General features: G+C 71.2%; 16 protein-coding genes. 7 read left to right on the top strand and 9 right to left on the bottom strand.

Features of this window, described 5'->3' with window-relative positions; genetic code table 11:
• The first annotated feature begins 202 nt into the window (after positions 1–202).
• Positions 203–739 carry an NUDIX hydrolase family protein gene (locus ACWDEX_RS27975; protein ID WP_450466976.1) on the top strand — a complete coding sequence of 179 codons (537 nt, stop codon included), beginning with the start codon at positions 203–205 and terminating at the stop codon, positions 737–739.
• Positions 740–832: 93 nt separating this feature from the next.
• Here ACWDEX_RS27975 and ACWDEX_RS27970 read toward each other — a convergent pair whose 3' ends face one another.
• The 8 genes from ACWDEX_RS27970 to ACWDEX_RS27935 all read right to left on the bottom strand — a co-directional run bounded on the left by ACWDEX_RS27970 (position 833) and on the right by ACWDEX_RS27935 (position 9,102).
• Positions 833–1,273, bottom strand: a complete 441-nt coding sequence (locus ACWDEX_RS27970; RefSeq protein ID WP_450466975.1) for a DUF523 domain-containing protein — start codon at positions 1,271–1,273, stop codon at positions 833–835.
• Between the two features lie 48 nt (positions 1,274–1,321).
• A complete protein-coding gene (locus tag ACWDEX_RS27965; protein ID WP_450466974.1) occupies positions 1,322–1,963 on the bottom strand; it encodes a response regulator transcription factor in 642 nt (213 codons plus the stop codon).
• Positions 1,927–3,192, bottom strand: coding sequence for a histidine kinase (locus tag ACWDEX_RS27960; protein ID WP_450466973.1), 1,266 nt, complete (start codon positions 3,190–3,192; stop codon positions 1,927–1,929). Before ACWDEX_RS27960 ends, ACWDEX_RS27965 begins: the two co-directional genes overlap by 37 nt.
• Before the next feature lie 91 nt (positions 3,193–3,283).
• Positions 3,284–4,126, bottom strand: coding sequence for a CPBP family intramembrane glutamic endopeptidase (locus ACWDEX_RS27955; protein WP_450466972.1), 843 nt, complete (start codon positions 4,124–4,126; stop codon positions 3,284–3,286).
• Positions 4,127–4,247: 121 nt separating this feature from the next.
• Positions 4,248–5,099, bottom strand: coding sequence for a hypothetical protein (locus tag ACWDEX_RS27950; protein WP_450466971.1), 852 nt, complete (start codon positions 5,097–5,099; stop codon positions 4,248–4,250).
• The gene (locus ACWDEX_RS27945) at positions 5,096–5,713 is read right to left on the bottom strand and encodes an RNA polymerase sigma factor (RefSeq protein ID WP_450466970.1); all 618 of its coding nucleotides are present in this window, start codon (positions 5,711–5,713) and stop codon (positions 5,096–5,098) included. Before ACWDEX_RS27945 ends, ACWDEX_RS27950 begins: the two co-directional genes overlap by 4 nt.
• Before the next feature lie 364 nt (positions 5,714–6,077).
• Positions 6,078–8,267, bottom strand: a complete 2,190-nt coding sequence (locus ACWDEX_RS27940; RefSeq protein WP_450466969.1) for a peptidoglycan recognition protein family protein — start codon at positions 8,265–8,267, stop codon at positions 6,078–6,080.
• A gap of 277 nt (positions 8,268–8,544) precedes the next feature.
• On the bottom strand, positions 8,545–9,102 hold the full coding sequence (locus ACWDEX_RS27935) for a DUF2087 domain-containing protein (protein ID WP_450466968.1): 558 nt from the start codon (positions 9,100–9,102) through the stop codon (positions 8,545–8,547).
• 347 nt (positions 9,103–9,449) lie between these two features.
• On the opposite strand from ACWDEX_RS27935, the gene ACWDEX_RS27930 reads away from it, so the two are divergent.
• The 3 genes from ACWDEX_RS27930 to ACWDEX_RS27920 all read left to right on the top strand — a co-directional run bounded on the left by ACWDEX_RS27930 (position 9,450) and on the right by ACWDEX_RS27920 (position 12,879).
• Positions 9,450–10,202 (top strand): ABC transporter ATP-binding protein, encoded by a 753-nt coding sequence (locus ACWDEX_RS27930; protein WP_450466967.1) that lies wholly within the window; start codon positions 9,450–9,452, stop codon positions 10,200–10,202.
• 5 nt (positions 10,203–10,207) lie between these two features.
• Entirely contained in the window at positions 10,208–11,578 is a 1,371-nt protein-coding gene (locus tag ACWDEX_RS27925) for an FtsX-like permease family protein (RefSeq protein WP_450466966.1), read from the top strand.
• A 77-nt stretch (positions 11,579–11,655) separates the two neighbouring features.
• Complete coding sequence (locus ACWDEX_RS27920; protein WP_450466965.1) at positions 11,656–12,879, top strand: sensor histidine kinase; 1,224 nt, start codon at positions 11,656–11,658, stop codon at positions 12,877–12,879.
• Positions 12,880–12,886: 7 nt separating this feature from the next.
• Here the strand turns inward: ACWDEX_RS27920 and ACWDEX_RS27915 are convergent, their stop codons facing one another.
• On the bottom strand, positions 12,887–13,552 hold the full coding sequence (locus ACWDEX_RS27915) for a response regulator (RefSeq protein ID WP_450466964.1): 666 nt from the start codon (positions 13,550–13,552) through the stop codon (positions 12,887–12,889).
• Positions 13,553–13,838: 286 nt separating this feature from the next.
• Here ACWDEX_RS27915 and ACWDEX_RS27910 point away from each other — a divergent pair, with 286 nt between their 5' ends.
• From ACWDEX_RS27910 to ACWDEX_RS27900, 3 genes are all read left to right on the top strand, one after another.
• On the top strand, positions 13,839–14,891 hold the full coding sequence (locus ACWDEX_RS27910; protein WP_450466962.1) for a LacI family DNA-binding transcriptional regulator: 1,053 nt from the start codon (positions 13,839–13,841) through the stop codon (positions 14,889–14,891).
• Between the two features lie 250 nt (positions 14,892–15,141).
• Positions 15,142–17,454 carry a protein kinase domain-containing protein gene (locus ACWDEX_RS27905; RefSeq protein ID WP_450466960.1) on the top strand — a complete coding sequence of 771 codons (2,313 nt, stop codon included), beginning with the start codon at positions 15,142–15,144 and terminating at the stop codon, positions 17,452–17,454.
• A 268-nt stretch (positions 17,455–17,722) separates the two neighbouring features.
• Entirely contained in the window at positions 17,723–18,022 is a 300-nt protein-coding gene (locus ACWDEX_RS27900) for a hypothetical protein (protein WP_450466958.1), read from the top strand.
• Positions 18,023–18,166: the final 144 nt, after the last annotated feature.

Genomic DNA, 18,166 nt, shown 5'->3' with positions numbered 1-18,166 from the left:
CCCCGGCCGGATCCGATCCGGCCGGGGCGGTCTGCTGGAGCGGTCTGCTGGGGCCTGGGGTCGGTCATTCGCCGAAGGGGTCGGCCGACGGGTGTTCACTTCCCGGGCCCCGTGGCTGAGCCCGTCACCCGCTTCGGTGTGAGATCCGTCTGACCTGGAGCAACACGCACACGGCACGAGCCGCCCGCCGTACGATCGGGAAATGCCTGACACGACCGAAACCACGCCCGGCTGGCTGGCTCACGACGAACTCGAGCTGGCGCGCGCCCGCATGCCGATCCTGTACGTGGAAGCCGTGCCCGTGCGCGTCGACGACAGCGGCGAAGTCACCAGCATCGGCCTACTGCTGCGAATCGGCCCCGACGGGACCGTCAGCCGCGCTCTCGTCTCCGGGCGGGTCCTGCACCACGAACGGGTCCGGGACGCCCTCCTGCGCCACCTGGAGAAGGACCTCGGCCCGGTGGCCCTGCCCCGTGTCCCGCCCTCCCTGCAGCCCTTCACCGTCGCCGAGTACTTCCCGACGCAGGGGATCACGCCGTTCCACGATCCGCGCCAGCACGCCGTGTCGCTCGCCTACATCGTCCCCGTGTCCGGCGACTGCCGTCCTCGCCAGGACGCGCTCGACCTCGAGTGGTTCAGCCCGCAGGAGGCCTCCTCGATGGTGGTGCAGAACGAGATGCCGGGAGGCCAGGGCGTCCTGCTCAAGCAGGCCCTGGCCCACGTCGGCTGTCTGTCCTGAACGACGCGCCCGGCCCGGCGCCCGCCCCAGCGGTGCCGGGCCGACGGGCGTGTCGACGACAAGGGCCACTGAGCGGAGTCAGCGGCCGGTGCATCAGGCCGTGTCCACCTGGATGCCGTTACGGCGCAGCAGCGCCGCCGCCACACCGTCCCCGGGGCGCAAGGTGCCGCTGAAGGTGCCGTCGTAGATCTGTCCGCAGCCGCACGACGGGCTGCGGCCCGTCAACAGCGCCCTACGGGCCCCGGCGGCCTGAGCGGCGGCCAGCACCTGGCGGGCACCGTCCACGAAGGGCGCGGTGCAGTCCGCGCCCGTGGCGTCGACCACCCTGGCACGACCCTCCAGGACGTCCTCACCGTCCCCGCCGACGATCTCGGCCGGTACGCGCGGGGTGGGCAGGCCGCCTGCCACCTCGGGGCAGAACGCGACCGCGGCCCCCTCGGCCGCCAGGGCTCGCGCCTGCTCGGACTCCACCGCACGCCCGTTGTACCGACACGGCACACCCGTCAGACACGCACTGACCACCACCGGTTCCATGGCAACCACCCTATCGACGGTGTCAGCGACGCCCACCGCGCGGGCCCGTCACCCCTTGAGGTACGTCAGCACGGCCCGCACCCGCCGGTTGTCGTCGTCCGAGGCCTCGATACCCAGCTTGGCGAAGATCGCGGCGATGTGCTTGGCCACCGCGCTCCCGCTGATGTGCAGGGCGCGCCCGATCGCCGCGTTCGACCGGGCCTCGGCCATGAGTTTCAGGACCTCGTGCTCGCGCGGGGTGAGCCCGTCGGTGCGACCCCGTGCCTCGCTGCGGGTCAGGAACCTCGTGATGACCTGCGGATCCATGACCGTGCCGCCGGACGCGACAGCGCGGACCGCGTCGAGGAACTGGTCGGTGCGGGTGACCCGGTCCTTGAGGAGGTAGCCGACGGCGCCGTCACCCGAGGCCAGCAACTCGTGGACGTACAACTGCTCGACGTACTGGGACAGGACGAGCACGGGCAGGCCGGGTCGGTCGCGGCGGGCCTCGACGGCGGCCTTGAGTCCTTCGTCGGTGAAGGTCGGCGGCAGGCGGATGTCGACCACCGCCACGTCCAGGTCCTCCTCACACAGGGCCCGTCGCAGCGCGGGGCCGTTGTCGACCGCGACCACCTGGCAGCCGTGCTCGCGCAGGGTGCGTTCCAGGCCTTCCCTCAGCAGGAAGAGGTCTTCGGCGAGGACGACGCGCACGGAATCTCCAGGGTCACGATGGTCGGTCCGCCGGGCGGGCTGCGCACGGCGAGGGTGCCATCGAAGGTACCCAACCTCCGCCGTACGCCCAGCAGTCCGGTCCCTCCCGCCAGGTCCGCGCCGCCGCGCCCGTCGTCGGCGACCGTGACGCGCAGCCGGGTGCCGTCGTGGGCCGCGGTGACACGCACCTCGTCGGCGCCGGAGTGCTTGCCCGCGTTGGCCAGTAGTTCGGCGACGGCGAAGTAGGCGGCGGACTCGACCGGCGCCGGGAGCCGTACGGGCAGCCGTACGTCGATATGGACGTCGAGGAAGCTGTCGAGCGCCAGCGACCGTAGCGCGTCGCCGAGTCCGCGGTCGGCGAGGACCGGCGGATGGATGCCCCGGACGAGTTCCCGCAGGTCCTGCAGGGCCCGCTCGGACGCCTCGCGCACGTCCAGCAGCAGCTCGCGGGCGGTGCCGGGGTCGTCGGACAGCAGCCGGGTCGCCCGGTCCAGCGTCATGCCGAGGGCGACCAGCCGGGCCTGGGCGCCGTCGTGCAGGTCACGCTCGATGCGGTGCAGTTCGGCCGCGTGCACGTCCAGCGCCTGGGCCCGGGTCTCGGTGAGCCGGGCGACGCGCCGGGCCAGTTCGGCGGTGGGTGGCGCGGCCAGCAGGCGGCGGCTGAGCCGGGAGTGCAGGTCCACGACCGCGGGGGCCAGCCATACGCCCGCCGCCATGAACACGAGACCGAGGGCCAGCGCGGCAAGCAGCGTCGCGGTGGAGTGGACGGGTACGAACGCATACCAGTCGCCGTCGCCGCGCAGCCACCACAGGAGCCAATGGAGCAGTACGCCGAACGACCCGTACACGAACAGGGTCGGCGGCAGCGCGACCAGCAGACCGCCGGCCCACGGTTCCAGCGAGGCCCAGCGCAGGTCGCGCCAGAAGCCGTCGTCACCGAGGACCGCGGCTGCCTGCCTGCGCGCACGCCCCGCGGGGCCCGATCGCCCGGACAGTCCGCGGTCAAGGGGCTCGGGCGGGCTGACCGGGGTACCGGTCCAGCGGGCGATGCGGGACCGGTACCGGTCGGAGGCCCGGCGCAGGAAGGCTGCCGCGGGTGGCAGCAGCCAGAAGCCGATGCCGAGCGGGACCAGGAGCAGTGCGCCCGCCACCAGACTCCCGGCGGCGAACACGGCGAGGCCGTCAAGGCTCAGCAACTGGCACCTGACCAGGGCCGTCCGGCCGCTCACCACAGGCCGTACGCTGCCTTCCGGGCCCGCCCCACAGTGCACCGGACGGTGCTCGTGCCCCACTGCCATGTCCCCCGCCGTTCCCCCGTGTTCAGCGCTCCTCGCCCGGGATCCTAGTGCCGCGGCAGGCATTGGCCTCCCGGCGAGCGACGCCCGCCGAGTGCACCGCCCACGGCACCGCCGCCACCAGGGCGGCCAGGCCGAAGAGCACCATGGGCAGCACCCTGCCCGACTCCTCGTCCATGCACAGGAGCATGCCCAGATTGACCAGGGTGTGGAAGCCGCCCGCGAGCAGCAGGCGGTTCGCCCGGACCCGCTCCAGTCCGAGCCCGAGGACCACCGACATCGCCGTCGTGGCCAGCAGGAACCCGGCCGCGTACGCCGGGGCACGACCGAAAACCTGCACGTGCCACAGGCCCCACACCACGCCCACGACGACCGACGCCGCGAGCGGGCGGAACCGGGTCCGCAACAAGGGCTGGAGCAGGCACCGCCAACCGATCTCCTCACCGCACGCGCCGACCAACTGAGCCGCGGCGATCAGGACGAAGGGATGCGCCAGCGTCCTCGGGTCCGTGAGATGGGCGTCACCGCTGAGCAGGGCGTACATCCCCGTCGCGAGCAGGATGATCACAACTGCCGTGGCGAGCAGCGGCCAGGGGGAGACATCGCGGCCCACCCGCCGTGCGCCGCCCGGCAGCAACGTCGCCTGTCGGGGCACCAACAGCGTCCGGGTCCGCGAGGGCCACACCAGCGCCACGGCCAGTACTCCGAGGGCAGGCCCGAACTGGGTCAGCTGGACGACCTCGTCCGGGATCCCGGTGGCGGGCTGTACCGCGCCCAGAAGCCCTGCCCCCACGAACGCGACGCCGAAAAACACCCCCGCGGGCCCCGCCCACTTGTCGCTGCCGTTCCTGTGCCTGTCGTGCCGCATATCGCAAACCCCCGTCGTGGGAACCGGATCCATCGCCTTCGACGATGCCGGTCAGGACGGTCGCGGACACTGCACCTGGGTGCCGAACGGGGGTGTACTCAGGTACACCTCGGCGCCCTCGCTACGGGGTCCCCTGCGGGCCCCTCCCCTGCGGGCCCCTCCCCTGCGGACCCTTCCCCTGCGGGCCCGTCTGTTCCGGCGTCCTGCCCGCGGACTTGGGGTTTCCCTTCCCCTTCGCCTTGCCCGGGTTGTCCGCCTCCGTCCGCGCCAGCAGGTCGGCACAGAACGCGGCGACGTTGTCCTCCCCGCCGGCCGTCGCGATGAACCGCTGCCAGGCGGTCGACTCCAGCGCTTTCCCTCGGTCCTTCACCGACGCGTAGGCGCGGCAGTGCGCCTGGACGTCCTTGGCGGTGGGCGGGCGCTCGGCGGCCACGGAGGTGCGCGGCTCGGCGGGCTCGGCGGGCTCGGCGGGCTTGTCGGGCCGGTCCGTCCGCGGCATCGGGGACGAGGGTTGCCGAGCGGTCGGCGACGGATGCCGTGGTCCGGAAGCCTGGTCCTGCGGGGCGCGGGTGCCGTCGGGTGAGCCGATCGCGGCGATCGCGACGCCCCCAAGGGTGAGGCTTGCGCCGAACAGGGCGACAGCGGCTTTCATGCCACGTCGAAGCGAGCCGCGCCTGGCCCGCCAGTCGTCCCGTCCACGCGTCCGCGCGTCCTTGTGAACCCCGGCCTCCCGGGCAGCACGGAAAGCGGCCACGGCGTGCCGTTCGGCCTGCGGGTCGAGGGCGTCCGCTCGCAAGGCGTCACCGAGCGCCGTTTCCAGCACGGTGGGATCGACTGGGTTGTCACTACGAGGCACGTGGCCACCCGCACCGGCGAATGCTTCGCCATCGCCCCGTCGGTCGCGCATGCTCGTGTCCGTCCTCGTGCGGTTGCTGCTCGTCTGCTCGATGTGCTCGCCGTGATGAGTGCTCACTTCGACTGCCTCAGCGTACGGGGCTGTTCTTCTTTCACATCCTCCACTCCGAGTTGACGGGCCAGCCGTTTCAGCCCGCGGTGGGCGGCGGTGCGCACGGCACCGGGGCGCTTACCGAGAACCCGCGCGGCGGCCGGGCCGTCAAGGCCGACCACGACGCGCAGCAGCACCGCTTCAGCCTGATCGCGAGGCAGACCGCGCACCAGTTCCAGCGCGCACTGTGTCGAGAGGACCTCCAGGGCCTGGCCGTCGGTACTGTGTGGCCCCGGCAGTTCCACCGACTGCACGTCGACCGCGGCGGGCACGGGGCGACTACGGCGGCGTCGCAACAGATCGAGGGCCCGGTGGCGGGCAATGGTGGCGCTCCAGCCACGAAAGCCGGCACCGTCACCCTTGAACCGTCCGAGATCGCGGGCGATCTCGAGCCAGGCTTCGGAGGCCACGTCCTCGGCGTCGTCACCGACGATGCCGCGCAGGTAGCCGAGCAGGCCGGGCTGCACCATCCGGTACGCGACCGCGAAGGCCGCCTCGTCCCCTTCCTGAGCCTGTGCGACGGCCACGCCTAACTCCCCGTCGTACGCTCGGGCGTGGCGGGGTCTGTCTTCGTGGAGCAAGAACCGTCCTCATCCGTACCGTCGAGTTGACTGCTGCCCGCTGAAGGCGGGGGTTTCCCGGCTCACGCTGCTCGACGGACCGGTGGTCCGCCGGGTCTTCCGGATCAACGCCAGCAGCGTACAGACGAGCTCTGACAAGCATGGGGTGTGCGGAGTTCTTGTGCGCTCACCCAGCGGCAGTACGTGCTCGACTCTCGCTCCGCAGGACCCCCGGCCCACTCGTCTCATGCAGAACACGAGACGTCGGCCTCCCCCTGCTCGTCGCAGGGAAAGGCCGACGTCCTGGTGTGCACTCACGTAAGCGTCGGCCGACGGAGTGCGTCGTCAACCACGGTCTGATGATGGTTACTTGATGCCCTGTCGGCTACTTGATGTAGACGAGGCCGTCGGTGGTGATGGTGGGACGGCCGCTGGTGCCGACCACGACGATCTTGACGGTGTGCTTCGCGCTACCGGACCAGGTCTTGGTCCAGATGGCCTGCCGGTACTGGGTGGTGGAGGACTTCAGGTCCACGGTGGCGACCTTGGTGCCGTCGACATAGACGTATGCCTGACCCGAGCTGGAGGCGCGGGAGACCACCCAGGCGGCGGAGCGGCCGGTGAAGGTCCAGGTCAGGCTGGCGCTCTTGGAGCCGCTGGAGTAGGACTTGCCGCCGAGGTAGCTGGTGGAGGAACGGGTGGTCCAGCTACCGGACTTGGTGGCCGCACTCTCCTGCAGGATCATCGGGGTGTACGAAGGCGAGGACGTGCGGGAGTTGCCGGCGTAGTCGTCGGCGCGCATCGACCAGGTGGTGGCCTTGCCCGACGCGGCCGTGCGGTTGGAGCTGGTGACGGTCGGGCCGAAGGTGGCCGTGGCCGGGGACAGCAGGCTCACCTGACGCAGGGCCTTGTCGTCGGTGGCCTTCCAGCCGAGGGAGACCGGGACGGCCGTGGTGTTGACGGTGCCGGTGCGCAGGGAGAGCTTCGGGCTGGTGGTGAAGGTCGGTGCGGTCGTGTCCGCCACGACGTTCAGCGCTGCGCTGGTCGCGGTCTTGCCGGACTGGTGCACCGCCCGTACGGCAACGGTGTGGGTGCCCACGGGCAGGGTGGCACCGACGGAGGTGGCGGTACCCGCGGCTGTGGTGACGGCCTTGCCGTCGACCATCAGCTGGAAGTTCTTGATGAGCGCGGACGGTGTGGTGGCCGACCACTTCGCAGTGATGGCGCCCTTGGTGTAGTACGTCGAACCCGAAAGGGTCGCGCCCGTGACCGAGGTGACCTTCAGTCCCTGCACCGGTCCGGCCGCCCAGGAGCGGATGGTCGGCACCTGGGCGTAGAGGGAGTTACCGGGGCACACGGTGTTGAAGCCGTCGCGGTGGGCGGAGATCCGGTTGAAGGTGTACTTGCTGCCCGAGACGAAGCTGGTGCCGAAGTAGTTCTTCTGCGTGGCAGCCGTGGTGAGCTGGACGGTCCCGGCGGGGTCGGCGCCGTACTGGCCGAGCTTCCACGCCGCGACCCGGGCGACGGAGGCCAGCGCGGCGTTGGAGGCACCGGCGGAGGTGTAGGTACCGAGCACCGCGATGCCCGCGGACTCCCGGTTCCAGCCGTAGGTGTGGGCACCGAGTACCGGCCGGTCGACACCGCCCTTGCGGCCCTCGAAGACGGTGCCGCACTTGTCGACCAGGAAGTTGTAGCCGATGTCGTTCCAGGCCGCCTCGTTCGGCTTGTCAGTCGTGTGGTACGTGTAGACGGCGCGCACGATCGACGCCGACTGGTCACATGTGTAGTCCACTCCGTCGGTGTGGTGGACGAACACGGTCTTCACATCGGCGTTGTACTCCGACGGGTCGGGGCTGCGCGACTCGTCGGCGCCCCAGTCGGCGCGCGAGACGATCGTCGGTTTCGGCACGGTGGACGGCGGCGCGGGCGGCACGGTGGGCGATGCGCTGGCGGACGCGCTCGTCGAGGGGGTGGTCGCGGGCGTGGCGTCGGTGGGAGCCGTCGGCGTGGCGGTGGTGCCGTCGCTGGGCTCGGCGGGGCTCTCCGCGGCGACGAAGGCGGCCGGCTCGCTCCCGGTGGGTGCCTTGGTCTCGGCGTCGGTCACCACGCCGGGATCAACCAGGCTGACCTTGAGCCCCTTGGGCAGCGGACCGGCGGTGCCGTTCTTGCGGACGACCTGCACCTGGACGCCGTCGGAGGACCCGACCCACAGCGGCTCGGACTCGCCGCGCACGCCGCGGCCCGGCTTCTCCAGCGGGTCGACGTTCAGTTCGAGGTCACGCCAGGCACTCCAGTCGCCGGTCTCCTTGCTCCGGGTACGCACCTGCGCCGTGCCGTTCAACCGCTGGCCGCCGCTCGTCCAGGTGACGCCGAGCAGCGAGAACTGCTCGGTGTCCGTGCGCGGCAGTTCCTCCTTGTCGCCCGAAGTACCTTTCAGCGCAAGGTCGTAGACCTTCACCGGCCGCTTGGCCCGGCCCGTCTCACCGGAGTCGGAGGGAGTGGCGACGGCATAGGTCACCACTCCACCGCCCCCCAGCACCACGGCACCGAGCGTCAGCCACACCCGGCGCTTCAAGCTCAGCGGTCTGTACGCATGCGACGTACGACGGCTCACGACGTATTCACCCCACAGAAGGCCAAGAAAGGCCACAGAAAAAAGCCACCTAGGCACACCTGTCACGCGAGTGCCTCACCCTTTCAGCGTGGTACCGCTGACAAACATCACGGGTATGAGCAATTAAGTGGTGTAGATCACAGCGGGTGTTGAGTGGTGAGGCGGCCGGTCCTTCGGTGAGGCGGACTCGTGGAGGGTGACGGCTGGAGCATTGATGTCGGCTCCATGGCCGACCGTCTCAGTCGGCCGGGGCGCCGTCGTCGGCGGGCCTCCAGTACCTGCCGTCACGCCGGTGCAGGTGGTGCAGGTCGACCAGGTAGCGGCGCAGTGTGACGTGATCGAGCCCGCCGCCGTCGCACCATTCGCGCAGTCTGTCGTTGACGGTCTGCTCCGAGTAGTCGATGCCCGGTCGGAAGGTCTGTTCCGCGATGTACCGGAGTACGAACTTCTTGCGGGTCCACTGGGCGGGCAGCCGTATCAGACGTCCGTCGCGCACGAAGGTGCGCAGTACGGACTCCACGTGCTCGTCTCCGGAGCCGTGGTCCTGGGTGGGCACGGACGTGGAGCGTTCACGTACGAGGTGCCGGAAGTGGTCGTAGGCGACCATGAGTCCGGTGTCGTCGGTGGTGATCACTTCCCGGTCCTGGAGTCGCCGCAGCGCCAGCGCGGCGCCCTTCAGCGGCAGCCCGGCCCGGTCCGCGACCTCGGACGTGGACCGGGCCCCGAGGGCAACCGCGGCGAAGGCACGTACCCGGGTCTCGTCGGCGAACAGCCCGACCAGATCGTCGGCGGTCATGGGAAGGTCTCCTGTCGGTCCTCGGGCACGGCACGAAGCGGTCATGGGCAGCACGTACCCGTACGGCTCCGGCCGCTGGGCCGCACAGTCCGCGTCGCACACCACCATGCCGGGTGTCGGAACGTCAGGCCAGGGCTATGTTTCGAAAGCCCCGCAGCCCCGCCGTCGGACGGGGTGCCAAGGTGCCGCGCCGACCTGATGCGCACCCGCCGCCTGCCAGGCGCCGCGCCACCAGGGCCGAGGCGATGACCGGCGCGCCAGGGACGGGACCGGGTTCGGTTTCCCGAACCTCCGATTCGGGGGTGAGCACGATCGATCGTGGTGCCCCGCCCGCCGAGGATGAGCCTATGGCTGAGACAGCGACAGATGAGCGCCGGAAAACCGCCGCCCGGGCAGAGGGACTGCACCGGGAGTACGGGCGTGGCGGCGGCACCGTGCGCGCGTTGCGCGGGGTGTCGGTCTCCTTCGCTCCCGGGACGTTCACGGCGGTGATGGGGCCGTCAGGATCCGGCAAGACCACCTTGCTGCACTGCCTCGCGGGAATGGACCGACCGAGCCGGGGCACCGTCTGGTGGGGCGCCACCGAGGTGTCCCGGCTGCCCGAGCGGCGGCTGGCGGAACTGCGGCGCAGCCGGGTCGGGTTCGTCTTCCAGGCGTTCAACCTGATGCCCGCGATGACCGTCGCCCAGAACGTCGAGCTTCCCGGCCGGCTCTCCGGCGAGCGGCCTGGCCGGGACCGGGTGCTGGACGCGCTCGCCCGGGTGGGACTGGCCGGGCGGGAGCGGCACCGGCCCGGCCAACTGTCCGGTGGGCAGCAGCAGCGGGTGGCGATCGCCCGGGCCCTGGTCTCCCGCCCGCAGGTGCTGTTCGCCGACGAGCCGACCGGCGCTCTCGACCGGGCCACCGGCCACGAGATCCTCGACCTGCTGCGTGCCGGTGTGGACCGGGACGGCCAGACCTGCGTGATGGTCACCCATGACCCGGTTGCCGCCGGATACGCGGACCGCGTGCTGCTGCTCGCCGATGGCCTGGTGGTGGACGAGCTCGATCGGCCCACAGCCGCCGAGGTCAGTGAACACCTGACCCGGCTGGGTGGGTGAGCGTGATGAGTTCCCTCGCCCTCGGGCAGATCCGTCGGCGCCCGGCTTCCTTCGCCGGTCTGGCGGTTGCGCTCCTCCTCGCTGTCGCCACCGTGACGCTGTTCGGCTTGCTGTTCGCCGCCGAGGCCACCGTCCCCGTGGCCGCCCGGAAGGCGGCGGCCGGTCCTGGGCTGATGGTGATCGCCGGCGCGTTCGGCGAGATCTCCGTGCTGGTCGCGTTCTTCGTCGTGGTCAACGCGCTGGGATTCGCCGTCCGCCAGCAGTACCGCGAGCTGGCCTTGTTGCGCACCATTGCCGCGACGCCCCGTCAGGTCCGGCGGCTGGTCCGTGGCCAGGTCGTCGCGATCACGCTGCTGGTGGCCGTGCCGGGCTGGGTCACCGGAGCATCGGCCGCCCGTCGTCTCCTCGCCGAGCTGCGGCAGCGGGGGATGGCGGGACCGAGCGTGCGGGTGCCGTGGACACCGGTGCCGATGCTGGTCGCGCTGGCCGCCGCGCTCGCCGTCGGTCTGGTGGCCTCGGCCGTCGCGGCCCGACGGATCTCCCGGATCGCGCCCGCAGCCGCCCTCACCGCGAGCTCGACCGAGTACGGGCGGACGGGTGCACCGCGCCTGCTCGCCGGGATCGGTGCGCTCACCGGTGGCGGTCTGCTGCTACGACTGGCCGCGACCCGGCCGGCGGAGCAGTTGGACAAGGCGGGCCAGGCGGCGTTGCTCGGTTCGCTGGTGCTGCTGGTCGCGGTCGCCCTGGCAGGGCCGCTCACGGCGCGCGCCCTGGCCGCTGCGCTGGGCGCGCCGATACGGGCGCTGACACCCGGTGCGGGCTGGCTGGCCGACGCCAACCTGCGCGGGTACGCACGGCGGCTGTCGTCCGCGGTGGTGCCGGTCGCTCTGCTTGTGGGACTGTCGGGCACGATGTTGTTGATGACACGCACCGCCGGGCACGCCTCGAGCCTGACACCGAACAGCGTCACCTCGGCCACGGACGTCTGGCTGCGTCAGGCCGAACTGACGCTGCTGGTCTGCTTCTCCGCCGTCTCCACCGTCAACACCCTGGTCGCCCTCACCGCCGACCGGCGGCGCGAGTTCGCTCTGCTGCGGCTGGTCGGTGCGACGCGGCGTCAGTTGCTGCGCATGCTGGCCGCCGAGGCGGCACTGACCACGGCGGTGGGTGTTCTCCTCGGCGCGGCGGTCGCCGCCGCCGCGTCGGCGGCGTTCAGCACAGCGGTGACCGGTTCGGCGATGCCGGTCGTCCCGGTGGCCGCCTGCTGGTGGATCGTCGCGGGGGCGGCGGCGCTGACTGTCCCGGGCATCCTGGGGACGGGCCTGTGGGCGGTTCGCGGCCCGGCGGCTGAGCTGGTAGGCGGTGGCCGTGACTGAGCACGGCGGTGGGTCGACCGCCGGTCCGGTGCCGGCGCGGGCCTCGGGTGGGTCAACGGAGGTACCCCGGATTGGACATGGCTGAGCAGCGGCGGTATCTCTCCTTCCGGGGCGGCGAATGGGCGTTCGCCGTCGTCGGACTGCCGCTCTCGTTGATCGGCGGCGGCTACGCGCTCACTGTCCTGTATGCGGGGGCGCTGCTGTCGCTCACCGTGCTCGGCCTGCCGTTCGTGGTCGCCGCACTGCTGGGCACGCGTGGTTTCGCCACGCTGCACCGGCGGCTGATCGGCCGGTTGCTCGGCGAGTACGTCGAGGCGCCGGCCCGACTGCCCCGCCCGGTGGGCGTCATAGCTCGCGGTCGCGTCGTGCTGACCGACCCGGTCGCCTGGCGGGCGCTGGTCTACCTGGTGCTGCGGTTGCCGCTCGGCGTACTCGGCTTCGCCGCCGCTGTGGCACTTCCCCTCGGCTGCGGCTGGCTGATCGGCTTTCCGCTCTGGGTGGGCCTACTGGAACCGGATCCGCGGCCGGCCACCTGGCTGGATGCCACCTCGGTCCCGCTGGGACTGGTTCTTCTGTCCGCGGTGCCCGGCGCGGTCCGGGCGGTGAGCGGAGCGAACCGGCGACTCGCCCGGCTGCTGCTCGGCCCGGTCCGCGCCCAGCAGCGCGTGCGTGAGTTGGAGACCGCCCGGGCCACCCTGCTCGCGAAGAACACCGACCAGCTCCGCCGCCTGGAGCGTGACCTGCACGACGGCACCCAGGCCCGGCTGGTCGCCCTGGCCATCACCCTCTCCCTGGCCGAGGACGCGCTCGTGCCCGCCGCCGGCCCGGACGTCGGGCGGCTGCGCACTCTGGTGGACCGCGCCCGTGACCAGACCGACGACACCATCGCCGAGCTACGGCGGCTCACCCGGGGTATTCACCCGGTGACGTTGGACGGCGGCCTCGGCGAGGCGCTGCCGGGACTCACCGCCACCGCGCCGATGCCGGTCACCGTCCGCCTGGACCTGCGTGAACGCCCGGACCAGGTGGTCGAACAGGCCGTCTACTTCTGCGCCGCCGAGCTGCTCACCAACCTCGCCAAGCACAGTGGCGCCCGCTCGGCCGAACTCACGGCGACCTCGGCCGATGGCCGGGTCCATCTGACCGTGCGCGACGACGGCTGCGGCGGCGCCGCGCTCGGCGCCGGTACCGGCCTGACCGGTCTGGCCGAGAGGCTCGCCGCGGTGGACGGCTCCTTGCAGGTCGACAGTCCGCGAGGCGGGCCTACGGTGGTCACCGCCGAGCTGCCGACACATCTGTGATGGGACGTCAACTCGTACTCTCCGTGAGGTAGGTGAGGACGGCCTTCACCCGACGGTTGTCGGCGCCCGTCGCCGGCAGATCGAACTTGGTGAAGACGGCGGCGACGTGTTTCTCCACCGCCCGCTCCGACACCATCAGCAGCCCGGCGATGGAGCGGTTGGAGTGGCCTTGCGCCATCAGCTCCAGTACCTCGCGCTCACGCGCCGTCAGGGTGTCCACCCTGCTGCGTTCCCCGCTGCGCATGAGCCGGGTGACCACCTCGGGGTCGAGTGCCGTGCCCCCGTCGGCGACCCGGTGCAGCGCGTCCAGGAACTCCGAGGTACGGGCGACGCGCTCCTTCAGCAGGTATCCGATGCCGGCCGCGCCGTCCGCCAGCAGCCGCGAGGCCCAGCCGGTCTCGACATGCTGGGAGAAGACCAGGATGGCGACCTCGGGCATGGTCGCACGGATCTCGACCGCGGCACGGATGCCCTCGTCGGTATGAGTAGGTGGCATCCGAATGTCCACCACGGCGACGTCGGGCCGGTGTTCGGAGACCACGGCGAGCAGCTCCGGCGCCGTCCCGGCGGTGGCCACCACCTCGCAGCCGCGGGCGTCGAGCAACTCGACCATCCCGTCACGGAGGATGACGGAGTCCTCGGCCAGTACCACGCGCAGACGCCTGTTGATCACAACGCCATTATCGGGCCTGGCCACCGGCCGTCGGTTCCTGGTGGCGACCAACACCGGAGACGGACAAGGGCTCCCCGTGTCTCACGCATCAGGGGCCCTCCGCATCGTCGGTCCGTCCCCGCCGACACGGTGGTGACCAGGCGGAGGACTGCCCCTGAGGACTGGCCCGCGGGGCGCACCCCGTCGGCGAGCTGCCCCTCAGTGATGGCGGAAGCAGAACTCGTTGTCTGCCGGGCCCGCCGAGGCGCGCGGTTGGGGAGAATGGGGGCGGTTCAGGAACGGCGAGGTGGGAGACGGTATGGCGGGCGACGGCGGGCCGGTGACACTGCGTGGGATCGCGGAACAGCTTGGGTTGCACATCTCCACGGTCTCCCGAGTCCTCAACGGCTCGACCGGGGAGCAGGGCCGCGCCGCGTCCGGCGAGACGGCGCGACGGATCCGCGAGTTGGCCGACGAACTCGGCTACCGGCCCAACCCGCACGCCACCAGCCTGCGCACCCGGCGCAGCAACCTGGTCGGGGTGCTCTTCCCCCGGCTGTCGGAGATCGTGGTGGCCACCATTTACGAAGGTGTGGAGGAGGAGGCGACCCAGCGGGGGCTCTCCACCTTCGTCACCAACACTCATGACGACCCCACCACCCAGCGCGAGCGGATCGGAATGGTCCTGGGCCGCCGGGTGGACGGTCTCATCATCGGCGACGCACACCTGGACGGGGCCGCGCTGACCGACCCGGCCCTGGACGGCACGCCCTTCGTGCTCGTCAACCGCCGCACCGATACCGGCCACCCGGCGGTCACCTGCGACGACCACCTGGGCGGGCGGCTCGTGGCCGAGCACTTCCTGGCTCTGGGCCACCGCCGGGTTGCCGTCATCGCCGGTGAACCCTTCGCCAGCACCGGCACCGACCGCACCACCGGCTTCACCGACCGCTACCGGGAGGCCGGCCTGCCTCTGGCCACTCACTGGGTGCGGCACTGCCGCTTCGACACGACCGGAGGGCACCGGGCGGCCGTCGAGTTGCTGAGCGGGCCCGACCGGCCGACCGCGATCTTCGCCGTCAACGACCTCGCGGCGATCGGCACCATCGGCGCCGCCCGCGACCTGGGCCTGCGTCTGGGCGAAGACCTCGCGCTCGCGGGCTTCAACGACACCCCCCTCGCCGCCGAACTGCCCGTCCCGCTCACCAGTGTCCACTCCCCCATGGCCGAGCAGGGCCGACGCGCAGTACGGCTGCTGCTCCGCCGTATCGCGGGTGAGTCCGTCACCTCGGAAGTGCTCAGCCCGGATCTCGTGGTGCGGGCCTCCACGGGCAGGCCGATCGGACCGGGTCTGCGGTGAGCAGGACAGCGTAGGGCCGCCCGATCACATGTCAGTTCCATTTCGGTGAGTTCAACAGGCGTCATTACCCAAACGATTGGCGCAAACGATTGGGTAGAGCATACTGGCCACTCGACACGCGTCCGGCTACGGCAATGGGGGTGGCTTGGTGGGTTGGTTCGGCAGGCGGCGCAAGGCGACATCAGATCCCTACGCGGGTTCCCACGAGGATTTCGTCGCATCGCTGAGCGAGAGCAGCAGAGCGGCTGAAATGACGGGCCGTCAGGGAAATGCCGCGAAGGCCGCCGAACGCTACGCGGAACTGGTCGCCCAAGCGGAACGCGTCCTGGGACCGCGGGACACCGACACATTGGCGCTGCGGCACCAACTGGCCCACTGGACCGGCGAATCCGGGCAACCAGAAGCCGCAGTGAAACTGTTCGCCCGCCTGTTCGCCGACCGGGAGCGGATACAGGGACCGCGTCATCCGGACACCGAACTGGCCCGCCACCAACTCGCGCACTGGCACGGCCGATCAGGCCGCCCCGAGGAGGCCGTTCGCCGCTACGAAGGCATGTTACGGTCCGCCGAGCGGGAAAACCGCACCGAGGCGGCGCTCACCCTGCTGTGCGAGGTGGGTTACTGGCAGCAGAAAGGCGGCGACAACGCGGCCGCGCTGCGCGCGTTCTCCCAGATGTTGCACACCGCCCAACAGGAGCTCGGCCCCGGCCACCAGCTCGTCAAAATCGCCCGTCAGCGCTACGCCGAGGTCGCCGGCGAGCTGCCGTTCGGCAACGAGGGCGGCCACGACGGGCTCAAGGACCTCTTCGCGACGGCCGCCGCCGTCGAAGCCGCGGGCGACTTCCAGCGCGCGGGCCGGATGTACGGGCAGGTAGCCGCGCAGTACGAGCGACTGTACGGGGCGGGCAGCTCCCATACCCTCTCCGCACGCGTCGCGCAGGCGAAGGCGGCGGTGAGCGCGGAGGACCACGCGACGGCTGTCGACTGTTTCGGGAAGGTACTCGCGTGCATGGAGCTTCAGGGCCAGGGGCCTGGTTCGCCGGAGTACGACATCCTTCGCGGGCAGCGCGACGAGCTTGCCCGGATGTCCCGGCGCAAGGTGCTTCGCATCGCGGAACCGACCGCGACGCTGTTGGGCGAGGCGGTACAGGCCGCGGCGGAAACGACATGCGCGGTGCTGGCACGCGAGGCCGGCGCATCCCAGGCGACCCGCCTTGCGGTACTGAACGACGGTACGGACGACCGGATATGGCGCGAATGGACCACGGAGCAGTGGGCGACCGTGCTGGGGGAACTGTCTCGGCAGGGGTACGACGTGACGGCCCTCTGCTTCGCCCGCGACGATCTACGGCCGACACCCGAAGAGGCCTCCCTCTGCGAACGGTTGGGGCTGCTGGGCGTCTACGTGTCCCGCCTGGGTGAGGGGAACGTGCGGATCGAGGCGTACGAATTCCGGGCGGGCGAACCGACGGCGGCGCGGGTCGTCGTGGTGAAGGACGAGCAGCCCGCGACGGGTGAACAGGGCGCACGGAAGCGGACGTCCTCGGGGGCCGAGGACGGACGGATCGCGTTGCACGGGCAGGCCGCGGCCATCGGGACCTGGCGGGAGATGGAGCGGGCACGGCCCACCGCCGGAGTGGACCAGCCACCGGTCTTCGGCAGGTACGAGGTACTGGAGTGCGTCGGCGAGGGCGGCTTCGGGCGTGTCTACCTGTGCCAGGATCCCGACGGGCTGATGGTCGCGGTCAAGACGCTGCACGCGCACCTCGCGGCGGCTCCCCCGATCAAGCAGGGCTTCGCCCACGAGGTGCGGGCGGCCCAACGGGTCGACGGGCGGTTCACCGTTCCGGTGATCGCCGCGGACACCGACGGTTCGCCCCCGTGGATGGCGGTGCCGTACGTGGCAGCCCCCTCGTTGCAAGAACTCGCCGAGCGCTACGGACCGCTGGACATCGACTTGGTGCGCACGCTTGGGGCGGGCATCGCCGTCGCCCTGAGCGCCATCCACGCCGAGGGCATCGTGCATCTCGACCTCAAGCCGGCCAACGTGCTGCTGACCGAGGACGGCCCGCGCGTCATCGACTTCGGTATCGCCCAGATCGAACGGCTCACCGAGCCACGGCGCGGATTCGCCGGTACCTACGCGTACGCCTCCCCCGAGCAACTACGCGAGCAGCGCACGTTCACACCGGCCAGCGATGTGTTCTCCCTGGGCACCGTCCTCGCCCGTCTGGCTCTGGGGCGCAGCCCCTGGGGCCAGGACACGCCGTCCGTGGTCGCCAACATCCGGGCCGGTACACCCGATCTCGCCGGCCTGCCCGAGGACTTCGTGGAGGTGGTGCTGTCGTGCCTTCACCCCGATCCGGATCAACGGCCGACGGCCGGTGACGTGGCCGAGGCACTGGTTCCCGGAGCCGGTGAGGGCAGGATCGATCCGCCGCCGCTGTCGGAGCAGGCGCGGGCTCTCGTCGCGGAGCACGCCACCGTGCCTGCCACACGCCATTACGAGACGCTCGCCTACTGCCTCGCTTCAAGCGCAAAGGGGTCGAGATCATCCGCGTGAGGACGAGGCGGAAAAGTGTTCTGAACTGGGGTGATGGGTGCGGGGGTAGCCGCGCCCATCACATCTTGGCGGTGGCGCAACGGCCTGTTAACAGAGCTTTCCTGTCCGGAGATCGCGGGCGCGGTAATGATGGCGCCATGCAGAGCGAGCGCGCAGAGACCTACGCCAAGTGCACCACCGACCTGGAGCTAGCCCCCACGGCCGCCGCGGCCGCCGGCGCCTTCGACACGGCCCTCACCAACGGCCTGGCGGCGATCGTCGCCCACGAGTGGCCGACCCAGGTTGCCTACGCCGACGGGCGCATCAAGTCTGCGACGAAGAAGCCGCCCGCCGCGCAGAGGCCGCAGCCGAACTCCACGAGCCCTACCACCCGAAGCACAACCCCGAGGGCCTCGACCTGCAGGACTGCCCCGTCTGCGGCTACGAGTCCTTCAGTTCCGATCATCAGGACGACCACGGCATGGGTGTCGGCATCGGCCAGTGCCTGGTCTGCCACTACGAACGCACCGCCGACACCGCTGAAGAAGAAGCCCAGGCGCAGATCTTCGCCACGCGCTGGGCCGACTGAACCCCGGCAGCCACCAAGCGCCAGAACGTGCGACGCCCCCGGCGCGGGAGCTTGAGTTCTAGTGGTCGTCGCAACACCCCAGCTCAAGGGGTGCGATGGAGTTCGAGATCCGCAAGGACAGACGCGGCGGGGGCGGTCGTCGGC

The sequence above is a fragment of the Streptomyces sp. NPDC001020 genome (assembly GCF_053599115.1).
The sequence above is the reverse complement of the archived record's forward strand: the minus strand, read 5'-3'. Positions and strand labels throughout refer to the sequence as shown.